Origin of the sequence: Chryseobacterium sp. PCH239 (genome assembly GCF_018924625.1) — a bacterium.
Taxonomy (GTDB): Bacteria; Bacteroidota; Bacteroidia; order Flavobacteriales; family Weeksellaceae; genus Chryseobacterium; species Chryseobacterium cucumeris.
Window position 1 is genome coordinate 2,169,352 of the sequence record NZ_CP073027.1, and the last position, 13,533, is coordinate 2,182,884.

The 13,533-nt window shown below is 35.0% G+C and carries 11 protein-coding genes; 2 read left to right on the plus strand and 9 right to left on the minus strand.

Annotation, left to right across the window (positions count from 1 at the left end):
• Nucleotides 1-47 precede the first annotated feature (47 nt).
• Genes KBP46_RS09880 through KBP46_RS09910 form a run of 7 tightly spaced genes read right to left on the minus strand, consistent with a single transcriptional unit; the run spans nt 48 to nt 7,520 of the window.
• Entirely contained in the window at nt 48-2,117 is a 2,070-nt protein-coding gene (locus tag KBP46_RS09880) for a hypothetical protein (RefSeq protein WP_216445244.1), read from the minus strand.
• Entirely contained in the window at nt 2,104-2,697 is a 594-nt protein-coding gene (locus KBP46_RS09885; protein ID WP_216445245.1) for a hypothetical protein, read from the minus strand. Before KBP46_RS09885 ends, KBP46_RS09880 begins: the two co-directional genes overlap by 14 nt.
• Nucleotides 2,672-4,072, minus strand: coding sequence for a hypothetical protein (locus KBP46_RS09890; RefSeq protein ID WP_216445246.1), 1,401 nt, complete (start codon nt 4,070-4,072; stop codon nt 2,672-2,674). The genes KBP46_RS09885 and KBP46_RS09890 overlap by 26 nt, the downstream gene beginning before the upstream one ends.
• Complete coding sequence (locus tag KBP46_RS09895) at nt 4,072-4,572, minus strand: hypothetical protein (RefSeq protein ID WP_216445247.1); 501 nt, start codon at nt 4,570-4,572, stop codon at nt 4,072-4,074. The genes KBP46_RS09890 and KBP46_RS09895 overlap by 1 nt, the downstream gene beginning before the upstream one ends.
• A 58-nt stretch (nt 4,573-4,630) precedes the next feature.
• Nucleotides 4,631-5,236, minus strand: a complete 606-nt coding sequence (locus KBP46_RS09900) for a hypothetical protein (protein WP_216445248.1) — start codon at nt 5,234-5,236, stop codon at nt 4,631-4,633.
• Between the two features lie 10 nt (nt 5,237-5,246).
• Nucleotides 5,247-6,350 carry a hypothetical protein gene (locus KBP46_RS09905; RefSeq protein WP_216445249.1) on the minus strand — a complete coding sequence of 368 codons (1,104 nt, stop codon included), beginning with the start codon at nt 6,348-6,350 and terminating at the stop codon, nt 5,247-5,249.
• On the minus strand, nt 6,351-7,520 hold the full coding sequence (locus tag KBP46_RS09910) for an ATP-dependent Clp protease proteolytic subunit (RefSeq protein WP_216445250.1): 1,170 nt from the start codon (nt 7,518-7,520) through the stop codon (nt 6,351-6,353).
• 386 nt (nt 7,521-7,906) lie between these two features.
• On the opposite strand from KBP46_RS09910, the gene KBP46_RS09915 reads away from it, so the two are divergent.
• Together KBP46_RS09915 and KBP46_RS09920 are read left to right on the plus strand one after the other, a co-directional pair.
• Entirely contained in the window at nt 7,907-8,350 is a 444-nt protein-coding gene (locus tag KBP46_RS09915; protein WP_216445251.1) for a hypothetical protein, read from the plus strand.
• Between the two features lie 77 nt (nt 8,351-8,427).
• Nucleotides 8,428-9,000, plus strand: coding sequence for a hypothetical protein (locus KBP46_RS09920; protein ID WP_216445252.1), 573 nt, complete (start codon nt 8,428-8,430; stop codon nt 8,998-9,000).
• A gap of 547 nt (nt 9,001-9,547) precedes the next feature.
• Here the strand turns inward: KBP46_RS09920 and KBP46_RS09925 are convergent.
• Both KBP46_RS09925 and KBP46_RS09930 read right to left on the minus strand, forming a co-directional pair.
• The gene (locus KBP46_RS09925) at nt 9,548-9,865 is read right to left on the minus strand and encodes a hypothetical protein (RefSeq protein ID WP_216445253.1); all 318 of its coding nucleotides are present in this window, start codon (nt 9,863-9,865) and stop codon (nt 9,548-9,550) included.
• Between the two features lie 3 nt (nt 9,866-9,868).
• On the minus strand, nt 9,869-13,516 hold the full coding sequence (locus tag KBP46_RS09930; protein WP_216445254.1) for a phage tail tape measure protein: 3,648 nt from the start codon (nt 13,514-13,516) through the stop codon (nt 9,869-9,871).
• Nucleotides 13,517-13,533: the final 17 nt, after the last annotated feature.

Here is a 13,533-nt window from a genome sequence, read left to right on the forward strand (position 1 = left end):
GTCGAAGCGAATTCTGTTGTCATATGCATACTTACACATTGCTTCAATCATTTCTTTGCCTTCTGTTGTAGATTCTCTGCCCTCGTGATAGAACATTTCGAATACATTTTCGTGTTGTAACTATTGTTTTCATTCTTAAGCATAGTAACAACTGCTGTTGCATTGACAGCGTCTAAACGCGGAGAAGTTCTCGCGTAGTAAAAGCCTATTTCATAATTGTAATAATCATCCGCGTTTCTAATGGCTGTTTGTTCAGCCGTGGTTAACCCTGAATCATCCGTTCTAGTATCATCCGCGGTTAACGCTCCTACCAATCCATATTTTTTTAATTCAGCATGCAGAGTCTTACTTCCTTTGAAATTTGAAAACCTTGGCATATTGTCAATGGTACTGTATCCGGCAAAGCGATTGATCTCATTGATGATACGTGTATAATGTTCAACACCATCAGTGAGAGAGATAGTGGTATAGTCAGTAGTTGAATCCACACCATGGAACCCAATCTTTAACCAATGAGAATTCGCAATGAATTCAGCTTTCCAGGTCGCAGGCATTTGGGATAGATTGAATGTATTCGAAGAGTTTTGATAGAATGCAAACAAAGAAAAACACGCACCATATTTATCATGCATTTCCTTATAAATTGCTAATCTTGCATTGTCAAAAATAGATGCCGGATTATTGATTGATAATTCTCTAAACACATTAATAGAATCATCCACTGAAATATGTAGATAAGGAGCTTTTCTCTTTTTATACTGGATATTAGCAGCCTTCCAGTACTGTACATTATCCCTGAATCCAATAACCCCCTTCATGTTTCCATTCAAAGTGCCCTGTGACGCGGCATTGTAACTTCCAGAAAAAACACCGTTTATATATATTATAAAATTTAATCCGCTTCTGAACAGCGTAAGAACATCACCTGCAACAAGTGTTTTTGCCGATCCAATAGCTGCCGAACCTATAGAAGTAACTCCATATCTAGACATTAAATAAACATCGAATATACTTGATGATGCAGCCGTTTTGATTAATTGAAAGCACGAATCTGTATCGCCAAATCCTAATCTAATGGAACCATTTGAGGCGATGGAATCAATTTTAGCCGAAATAACAGAAATGTTATTTTCATTGGTTGCAGCGAAATTCAAATGATTAACACCACTACTAGCTAACATTGCAGTCTTCTTATACTCTTCTACCCCTACTTGCGCTGTAAATTTGAATTCGCCACCAAAATATACATTCTCATAGTCTTTAGCTGTTTCTATTTTTTGGATTTGCGGAGTGGAGATTGTTCCAAATAATTTTTCTGCTTTTAGATAATCTCCAGAAGCCGAGCCTTTAATTATCTTTAATGATGAATTATATGGTGATGTTGAAGGTGATAATCCTACATCAGTACCACTGGCCACCTGGACCATAAAATTATTACAGGTTGCTGGAGTTGTGAATGGAAATGTTGTTGCCGATCCACTTGGAAGATATGATAAAAATGTACTTCCATTGTAGAAGAACACTCGCATATTTATGGAATTTGAATCCATGCTATACCCCTCAACGCTATAAGCCGTAGACGGATCACAAGTAACGGGTAATGTGCGCAACCAGTTCACAGATGTATTAGGTACACCCGTTGTCGTATTGAGTCCTCCGGCTGCCAAAGTGAAAGGAACGTTTGTGGAACCTAAATTAATAAGATTCTTATATCTATCGTATACAGTCCCACCGCTCACAGCATTAGGATTGCTTGCTTCCACAACTCCATCAACGTCTACTTCTGGCATTTTAGTTTCTGATTTGGTCCAAACTGAACCTTTTTTATAAAATAAAGTATCGTAGCCGTTCATAGATTTTAGATTCCCCGCATTAGGATAGTTTGTACCTGGATCTGCTGAAGACACTGACGGCTTATAAGTGCCATCTTCTGTCGGTGCTGGATCACTTGGTGAAAGTATTCCTTTAAAATCGGATTCAATCATTGCTGGAACAGCATTTATCCCATCAATAATATCTAGTAATGAATTTCTAACAGTATTAAATTCTGATGAAAAATGTTTATCGCCAAAATGTTTTACTGGTAAGTCTTGTATCGGTTTTTTATCTATCGCCATAATTCCACTTCGTTATATTTTTCCCGATAGGGTTTCTGTTTTGAATATCTTTATTTTCACTTTTAGATCCGCATCCACAATTTTTACAATCAAAGTGAACACAGTCTTTTATTAGTTCTTCGTTTTTTATCGTACACAAATAATCTTTTACCATTTCCAAATACATATCTGCATTACGGTAATGTTCATTCATGATTGATTTAAGTTCATTTATTGGAGCTGCTACGCTATCTTGATTTATCTTCTGTACAACTCCGACTGATGTATCAATGTATCCGTGTCTGAAGATGTACGCTGCATAACTAGCATGAATTAGCACTCGTTTCAGACCGAAATGAATCATTAGTTTTCCTGTACACTCATACTCCGAGCCACACCATATTTTTTTTATTAATTCATTTTCCGGATTTGAAACTATTTTATTAACCAGACAATATCCAATCTTAGGAATTAACCAAAGGTTAGTTTGCTCACGGATAAACACGCATAGCTGTTCCCAGTTACAGTGTTTAGCAACTTGCCCAATGCATTCGAAATCTGATTTCTGGATTAAATTATCCTCCAGGCTGCATGTTATCATCTGTTTTGTCTTTTGGTTGTCCAATCATTTTTTCAGCTAAATCAGCACTAATTCCATAAATCTCTTTAATGATTTCAATTGCAGATTCTCTCTCTGTAAATCCTTCACTAACGCTTTTCTGTAATTCAATTAGGGCTGAAACTCCTCCTACGGATCCTTTCAATTCGGCTTGTGATTTCAATCTTAATTCATCGCCTACATCTGTAGAAACATCTTCTTGAATAATCGGAATGATTTTGAATTCAGTGTTAAATATTTTTTTAAATAAATCTTCAACCTCATATCTGATAGACGCAGTTTCGTTGTTATAGACTTTAGTCGCTTCTTTAATTGCTTCTCCTGAATTTCCAAATATCCCGCCGTCTTTGTCATCAATTAAAATCTTAGGTATTTGAAGGTAACAACTTCTAATGTTGTCTTTAATATCTTCTAAAACCTCTTTGAATTTCTTTGGATCATAAGAAGATGCAACTGTTTCAACCGATATTGTGCTTTTAATATCCTCAACCTGGTAAGGTGTATTAATATGATATACCCCCCCGGCATTCTCTGCCCCTAACCATCCGTAGAAATCTTTTTGGAACTGTGTTTCAGAGTCAGGGTCTAAACCGTTTGTTATTAAAATAGTTTTGTCAATAAATCCAAGCCGAATATTATTGTTATGGTACAAACTCATTCTAAATTCTGAGTCGGCATCATTCATTCCTTGAGCATTTAGCCATCCATTTGCATATATTTGATTTCTATCATCTAACGAATAATATAGGACCTGACCTCTGTAATTAACTATTTGAGTTTTAATATCTGCTTTAGGACTGTCTTTTTCCCTTTGCGCATTAATGTTTTCAGGATTGTAAGGATAGAACCATTTACTTCTTTTATTTTTTTTCTCATTGAAGAAGCTAAAATTCCTTTTTTGCTTAGACCAATCTTTGTAAACAATAACTCCTTCGTTTCCATAGTCATCTTCTTTTACCTTTCTACATTTTTTGTATTCAAGAACATCAAAATAATTAACCTTCCCTTCAATGTTAAAGTTCAAATGAATATATACGCCTTTATGAGTCTTCAATGAATTACTTACATCTAGAAGGCATCTATTCAGGGTTATTTTCTGATTATTGCGAGTGTTTATTTCAGAAGCAAAATTATTTTCAAAACCTTTACCGAAAATAAAATTGCCTAGCTTGTTTGAGCAACTAATGGCCGTAACCGAATTGCGTTCAATAGCCTCTAAGCGGTCAGGATATAAGTTATCCACATCATTAAGATAAATATCAAAATCACACTCCTTTTTCTGAGGAATGATTCGATTGTATATCTCAACAAATTTTGCTGTGAACTTTGCTAAGTTACTTTCGGCTTTTTGATCCATTAATCTTGTTTTTTACGCCCTCTTCTTGGTTTTGTTTCTTCAGCTTTTGCGTCATCCACAACAACGCTTGTCATTGGCGATTCGCTCGGCTCTTTTTTTTTGAAGTCCTCTTCAACGGCTATTTCGGGTTCTGTCTTCTCAATTGCAACTGGAAGCACATAAAACAGATCTTTTGCCTGTGGTTTTAAACTGATATATTTGACCCAGTCCTCATCAGATGAGTTATTAGACCATACATCGCCATTTAAGTACTTTAAAGTGCTTTTATCTTTAAGAACATAAGTCTTATTGTTATTAACAATTTTATTTTCCATAGGTGTTACATTATTATTTAATACTTGATTCTTCCATTGACTGAAGTGATTATTGAACTGGCATCCAAAACACCCTTGCGGCAACTCACCCCAATCCTCTAAAAGAAATTGTTTGTAAGCATTAAAAAGGAGCGGTGTGTTTCTAACCGCATCCGCTCCTTTATTTATTAATTCTAATCTTTCCATGACTAACTTAATAAGTAATCAAAAGTATAGTTGAAGAAGGGGGTGTCCCCGCCCCCACCTAGTTTCCCAGCGAATCGAAGAACGCTTTTGTAGTTGTATAATCTGTCAGAAGTAATCTTAATGGAGGATCTTTTTCTAAGTTCGGTTCTCTTGAAGCAAGTGGAATAATTGTATTACCGTTGTTTTCATTAGAGTTCCATGTGAATTCTCCAATCTTTAATCCGTTATCAAATCCGTATACCCAGAATGCATCTTTATTGTCCGATCCTTTATCTCTTTGATGAACAATCGCTACAACTTCAGCTCCTGCTGCTAAAGCTTTTAAGTTACATACAGTATCAATAGTCATCCCTTGACTGAATAAGTTTACTGTGTGGGTAAATAAATCAGCATAGTCACCAGTAGCTAAACTAAATGAAGCCGAAAGCAACTGTTTTGATGGAATACCTTCAAATGTCACAGCTTTTAAAGTTTCCGGATCGCCAGCATAAGCTGTAATTGAATGCTGACAAGCAGGAGCCAATGATCTTTGAATAGTAAAATCAGCCAGATTAGACAAAATATCATCCCTGTTGATAAGCTTGATTGTTTGCTCAAGTCCTCCCGTTGATTTGTTCTCACAATTATGTAAGGAGTTATTTATAATTTTTGCACAATTTGCCATAGTCTTGTTTTTAAATTGCTAGGATAAAATTTTTGTCAAATGTTGCCTGTACATCAATATTAGTTTTAACCTTGATCTCAAGCGTTTCTGTTTTAGGATCATAAATACGTTTCATTTGCTTGAAAGCATTCATATCACATGTACCTACAGAAATCTCAGTATCGTAAGTAAGTAAAGCTCTGTGAGGTTTGTCGTACTTAGTTGCAGATGGGCCAGCAATGTATTTTACAAGCTCAGTCCATTCATGTTCAATCTGAATAGGCACACCCATGTAATTAAGGTTATCTAATGAATATTTAGATCCCGTAACGCCGTCAGTAGGTGAGAAACAGCAGTTCACCTCTTTATTCTCCTGTAACCAGTTTAGATAATTCAATGCTAACTCTTGTGTAGCTCTAATCTTAAGCCCTGGCTTAGTCATCATAAACGGCCTATTAGTCAACATCAATGAATACATTTGCTTGAAATACTTATAACCTGCGTCTGTTGGCAAAGTCATTTGTGCGGCAATATCCGCCCCTGCATTTTCTGCAATAATTACTCTTTGCTGCGCTGCTAAAATAGGATCAGCAAGAATACCTAACAGCTTTAAGAAAATGTTATCAATACCAGCGAAGTCAGTATTAGTATTATCCTTATAATCGAAATAAGTAATTCTCCAGTAAGAATCATTTACTGCTTTTGCAGTTTGAGCAATTACAAACTGGTAAAATGCATTATCAAAATCTGTTTCTGGATCTGACTGGCACTTTAGGTTCCAGAATGCTCTAAAGTTTTTTGTTATCTGCGGATCATCCCAACAAAATGTCAATGAACAGTCATAGTTATGTGGAGACCATAGTTTTTTAGTTGGTTCGCTAGATAATGTACATGAATTCCAAGTACAGCCAAGGTCAGAAGATTTTTTTAAGAATCCCCAATTTTTAGGTTGCTCCCAAGCAATAATTGGTGTATTGTGCTCAATTCCTGTTTGAATATAATGTTTCGATGCAAAATCTGATGTTTCAACAGTTTCCTGGAAAATCATATTATCGATGTTCAGTTGTCTTGCTTGCGCTAGATCACAACTCGCATCAATTAAATCTTGAATATTAAAATCGTATGCTAATGTCATTTACTTTGTATTTTTTAGTTTAAAATTTTCGAATCTGTTTTTAGAAGTGGTAACAACCGTATCAACTGGTCCCTTCGGCTCATTTTCAACTCCTACACCAGTTTCTCCAACAAGGTTTTTAAGCTTATTGAAAGTGTCTTCGAAATCAGATACTTTGTTTAGTTTACTTTGAAGGGTTTCAATTGTTGAATTCTGAGTAGCGATTGTATTTTCCAGCTCTGTATTTTTAGAAATTAACCCATCCAACTTCTCATTTAATGAATTCAAAGTCACAGTATCAATTGTTCCATCTTTTTCTTTAATTTCAGTTACTTTACCAGCTTCAAAACTGTAAACAGATCCGTCCGCCATATTCACTGTACCACTCGCATTTTTGCCGTTGATAGTTGCAGCATCGCCAACTTTCGGCTTTTCTCCTTCATTTAGCTCAGCAAATACAACCTCTTCATTTTTGTCAGTGTATAGCATTGCATTTTTAGAAGAAGTTTTGTCTTTGTCACTGAACATATTTTTAATCTTGTTCCAAACCAAATTCTCTTCTTGCGTCATTTTATTATTTATTGAATTATTTCTGCTTTCTTTATTCCTTGAAATGATAGAATTAAATATCATTGAATTTTGCACAGTTTGAACATTCTCAAGCTCTGAGTAAAATCCATATTTCATACACTCTTCTATTGTAAGATCACGATCTTCACTCATGAATTGTAAGGCTTCTTCTTTTGAAATATCTGTATCTTCAGCGTAACATTCTGCAATCTCATTATCGACAATATCCAGAGCTTCAAAAATTTTTTTAGCCTCATTTTTGTCACCTGTGACCATCCATGACCAAGCATTGTGAACAAACGGCTTTAAAAATTTGCTTCCAGTTCTTTTGTCTTTGTCTCCTGCTAAAAGAATAATAACCCCAGAAGAGGCGCAATAGCCATCTACTCGGGTTCTGATAGAAATTCCTTTCTCTGTTTTAGTTCTTTTTAGTAAGTTTCTGATTGCAAAAGCAGTAGTAGTATCACCGCCATAAGTATGAATGTTAACGATAAGTTCATCAGAAGGCTGGAAAGCAATTGAACTTAAAGAATCTCTCAAATCCTTTAGGTCATATTCGCTACCATCATTAAGCCATTTGAACGGAACTATATCCCCGTAAATAAAAATCTCGTGCTTCATTAAAATCCAATCTACCTTATACAAATTTTCACTTATTTTTTTGTAAATTTGTGTAAACACAATTCGCAGACAATTAACGTTTTAGCTTTGTATATAAAGGCTTTACGATTTACACGAATTTTTTATTTCGCACCAGCTATGATATTAATGTTACTTTTTATTACTTTATTCTTCTACATTGTCATAAACAATGCTGTTAAAAGGAAAAAACGCAAGGTAAATCCGTACATTGAAACTCATCAAAAAAAGATGAATGACGACAAATTGTATGATGAATATTTAGAGTTTTGTAGAAAGAATGGAGAATTGCCAATGGAGAAATCCGGGTTTCATGAATTAAGAATGAAAGAGGAAAAATTGAAAGAAAAAATAAATAATGCAATAAGATGATGGACATAAAGCAACTGAGGTATGGTAATTGTGTTTCTCTTTCTGAAACATATAGAAATGTTGGCGATTTGTTAATATTGGATCAATCAAAATTTGAGGCTTTGATTGTATTTAAATCATATGATAGAATATATCCTATTCCATTAACAATCGATTGGTTGCTTATGTTTGGGTTTGAGCATATTCATGATGATTTATTTAAAATACATATAACTGATTCTGTAATTTTAATAGTAAATCTAAACTATCTTTCACAAGATGTAGCTATATGTATTAATAATCAAAGATTCTATGTTGGAAAAAAATATGTACATGAACTTCAAAATCTTTATTTCTCGCTTAAAAGAAGAGATTTAGATTTTAATATTAGAGATGAATTTACTCCTCCTACTCTTCAGCAGGCTATTGAAAGATTAAATAAAGCTTTTAGAACAGAATAGGTTTTTAAATAAATTATTACGGTTTCCCGCAAAACCCATATCAAAAATATTTGCTTTCTTTGTGGAAAATTATAATCATGGAACAAAACACAAATGTTAATTCAACTAAAAAATCGGGTTGTTTAAAATGGGCTTTAATAATAACAGGCTCATTTGTATTTTTATTATTTGCAATGTATAAATGTGGCAGCAATATAATAGAATCTGATAAAGAAAAACAAAAAGCTGATAGTTTAAAAATAGCAAGCAGCCAACAAAGAAAAAAGGCCCTGGAAAAAGGCTGGTCAAATTTGACAAGTGATCAACGTAAAACGGAAATCGACAACTTTATTAAAAGCAAGGATGATTTTTATTCCGAAAAGAGATTTTTACTTAACAATGATATTAATTCATTGATAAAATATTCTGTAAAATATCCTGAAACATTAGAATTTAGAAGTATTGGTGGAGACTTAACAAAGAATCCTGATGGAAACACAAGCATTTCTGAAAATGATATTTCAAAGATAAACTATGAAAAGGGTGAGTTTTATGTGATGAAAGATTTTGTGAGCGAAAATAAACTAAGTATGAAAGTGAAGGGTTTAATTATCGTTTTGGTTTCTTTTGATGGATTGAAGTACAAAATTAAAGACGTAAAATTTGAATAATTATGAATCGACAATTGTTTATATTTTCCCTTTTTTTATTTATACAATTAGCCTCATGCAATTCTGCTGATGAGCCAGGACAATGTCAATGTACCGAACAAAAATACCAAAGAAAGGTTGTTAGTACTGTTGGATCAACTACTACGCCTTCGGTAATTATATCCAAAGATGAATGGAGTAAAACCGGAAACCCCTATAGCGCAGGGGAAAAAAGATGTAACGATGTAGATTACATAAGATCCGGAGAAAGCACCAATTTCCATCTTATACCTGGGACTAATAATGTTTATTACTACGAAATTGAATATAGAACTACTTGTAGATAATTAAATAGCCATTTTCATAGTCTGTAAGGCTATCTCGACAGTTCTAACCGTCACTTTACAAAACGTTGCAACAACTTTTTTACGCTCAGTACACGACTCTATGTGTTTGTGACTTTCATACTGTTCATAAATAGAAAGATAATCCAGTGCGGTACCAATATTTTTGATTCCGCACTTATTTAATTTATAGAATAATTTTCTGTTATCCAGAACTGCTTCCTTTACTGTTCCCATCTGCTGCATTTCTTTACTGACTGTCTTAATTTATAGGATAAAATACACCCGCAATCCCCGCAAGTTTTGCCTGAAAGTTCCGGTATTTGCTTATCCACAACACACAATTCAGGGATTGGTTCTTCAATACTAAATTTACAACTTTTACAGTGATTTTCAAATCTTTTCTTTGCTAATTCCTTGGCTTTTTTGTTTCCTGTTTTAAAATTTAATATACCTGCAGCCACTGCTTTAGTATCTCTAATAATATTTATTTCTTCTTGCTTACTTAGGCTTTCGCAAAACCTCTTAAATTCCTCCTTCATATTTTAAAAATTTGCTCCGTTTTGAATTTCTCTGTTGTTTGAAAGGTCAGCGAGTCCGGATTGACTGCCTGCATATACTGCTTGGGCTATATCCATCACGGCTGCCTGATCTAATGTTATTACAGTATCTTGTTTTATCGCATTTTGAATTGTTGGCAATTGGCTAATATTTATTCCAGGTTTAATTTGACCACCTGAAGCAAATTTAACTCCACCTCCTAATTGGTTTATTTGTGATAATACTCCTCGATACATCGCAGAGCTACGCTTATTAATAATAACTTCTCCTCCTTCTGCCTCTATCATTCCTCCTGGGGTATTTATTGGAATTCCACCATTAGCATGTGAAGGCCCAATTAATATTCCGTCAGCGGCTTTAGGCTTAGCAGACATTTGACCAATTGAAACAACTCCGGACGAAAGTCCCTTAAGCCCAGATACGGCCCCCGAAGGAATATTTACACCCGAAATTCTAGCAACATTAGCCAAACCTGAAGCGACAGCTAAACCAGCAGCAACGGCTCCTAATGCAGGGCCTACAATTGGAATGCCTGATAAAGATTTATAAGCATTAGTAGCGGCAGCATAAGTGTTTATTGTTGTTTCAGCAATTGCAAAAGCTTTTCCTAGTGCAGTTTGCTCACCTGCAATTTGAGCCATGTTTGCAGCAATACCAGCTGCTAATGCATACTTTGCATTTTCTTTGTTCCTAGCTATTTCAACCTCCTTATTAGCATAATCAACTTGAATTATATTTAGTGAATTTAGAAGATTTTGTAAATTTTGTTTCTTTACTTCATCCTGAGTTAATGCAAGTTGATTTTCAATTTCTTTCCTTTGGGCTTCTATTTCAGCATTTAAATCATAATTCTCTTGATCAAGCTGCCTTTTAAGTTCATTTTCCTGTATAAAACTAGCTAACCTCTGTTCAGTTTGTTGTTGTAACTGAACTTCTTGCATAGCATACTCAGATGCCTGTTGTGATTCTAAGTCGGCTAATTGTGATTCATATTCTAGTGCTCTAGCTAAATTTGAAGCCTGTGTCTTTTCCTCTAAGAATTTTTTGTCTAATTCTTTACGCTTATCGTTTGTATCATTGTTTATAATTAACTCTTTGGTAGCATATTCTTTTTCGACAACTTCTTTCTGAGCAACTAAATTTTTCTTTTGCTCTAGCTCTTGTTGGGAAACACCTTTTATTGCTTCTATCTGATCATTAAGAGACTGTAATTTCTGCTGCTTCTCTAGTTCATTGGCAATTTGTGATTTCTCCCTTACACTTTCAAGGTATCGCTGCATTTCATTAACCTTCTCCTGCGTAAGTCTCTTATCGGATTTAAGCTTTTCAGCGTTCATCGCTATATACTCTGCAAGTTCCGCCTGCGTTGCTTGAATAGCAATATTCGCCCGTTCCTTTGCATTAGCTAAATCCTGCTTCGCAGCCTCTTCAATTTTTTTCTGCTGGTCAGATCTTTGTTTTTCTAAATCTTTAAGCGCTTTTGATTGAGCGGAACTTGCAGCATCAGCAACAGAACCTGTTATTTTTCCTGATCCGGACTGCTGTTCAGCTTTTTTAGCAGCTTCCTGCGCTTGTTTCTGTCTCTGCGCTTCTATTTTGGCCGCTTCTTCAGCAGTAATTATATTACGGTTCTTAACGTTTATAATCCCTTCGCTTCCAATAAAGGAAGAGAATATTTTAATCTCTCTCTTTGTATTTGAAAAAGCATTCGAAATACCGGCCTTTAATTGATTGAACTTAGCCTCTACTCCATCAAGGTTTAATGTTAAAGCATCTTTTATAATGGCCCCTGATAACTTTGCCAAAGAAGCTAAATTAGATAAATCACTTGCGACCGCTGAAACTACTTTACTAAAAGTATTAGGAATTAATCTTAAAAAATCTATAGTGTTCATTCCGGCTAACCTCCATCCCTTTGCAGCATCAGAAATAAATGAAGTTATATTGCCTAAAGATTTATACCATAAAATCTGAATTTCTTTCCAGGCAACTTCCATATTTGCCTGAAACGCTATCATTGAATCTGATTTGAAAGCTTCATCTTTAGCCTGTGCAAGATCTCTATCAAGTTCTGCAAGTTTTATAACTTGCTTTTGAATATCTGTTAATCCTTGTGCGTTTAATTCTTGCGCATCGTTTAACGCATTGAATATTGTTAACACTCCTCCGGCATCTTCTCCGGCGCCTTTAAATACATCTGCAGTTAACTGTGCTAATTGCTGCTCATTTAAATGCATTTTAGCAGACTTTGCCGCTATCTCATCTAATCCATCAGCAACAGTTGTTTTACCTGACTGTATCCTTTTTAATAGATCATCTGAAAATGAAGCTCCAAAAGCATTAACAAGCGCGTCTCTTGTTGCTTTTGTTTGTTCAGCAAGAGATAATCCAGCCTCTTTAATAGCATCAGGAAGTTTGTCACTATAAATTCCAAGGTCAATACCTGAATTTAGAATATTAATAAACTCTTGGGCAGAATATCCGTTTTTAGAAAATAGAGGTCCATATTCCCGGATTGAATCACCAAATTCTGCATTTAAAGCTCCTCCACGTGCTAATCCTTCATTGTACACATTAAAAGCTTCTTCAGCAGATACTTTAAAGTCATCCATCAAAGACTTTTGCTCCTGAACAGCCTCTTTAAAGTCTTTACCATAAGCATTTTGAATTGCAGTGGCATTTTTACGTAGTTGATCAGTAAGATCACCAGAGGTATTCGCTAATGACTCAACCTCATTATTTAACTCCCTAACCTGCTGGTTGTATTCATACATTTCTTTAACATATGTGAATATTGCACCAACAATAAGAAGCCATGGATTCGCTTTTATAAATTTAAAAAGATCGGCAAAACCACTTTTTATTCCACTTAAGCCATTTTTAAATGATTCAAATCCACCTTGAACATTTCCTGATAGAAGCATTCCAGCGCCATCACTAAGGTCTGAAAACGCACTCTTGATACTTTCTGCGTAATTACCAACATTCCTTCTGTTGTCTCCCGTAGCCCTATCGAGTTCTAATAATTGCCCATGAAGTTGCCTTGCCCTTTCTGCGGTTTGTTCCCATTGAGTTGATAGGTTTCTATATTCATCAGTATTTTGCCTGCCTTCTCTTTCTAGTTGCCTCATTTCTGCACCAAGATTATTAGCCTCGGTTCTTGTTGCTGCTAATTGTTGAGACATTTCTCTGTAAGCCCCTTCATTCCCTTGTACTTCGGTTCTACCAGATCTTAGCAGAGTATTTAACTCTCTATTCTCATCATTAACGTTACGCAAATCGGTTCTATAAGACACCAATTGCAATTGTTGCTCTCTTTCTACAGCAATCAAACGTGACAATTCAACTTCTGATTCACGGATAACATCAGTAGTAAGACTAACAATGTAATTGTATTGTTCTTGAGTAATAATACCTTGAGCTAATTCTTCATTGGCCGTTTCAATTGCTTTATTACCCTCGGTGATAATACCAGCCATTAACTTTGCCTGATCCTGGTATTCTTTAATCGCCTTACGGGTGTCTCTAATTTCTCCGTTTAAAAGGTCTATTTTAGTTTGATTTTGGGCTATTTTTTCCTCAAGAAGCCTGGAATCAATATCAAACTGTGCTAAAACTATTCTTTCTGCCATAATCCTCCTTCATTTTT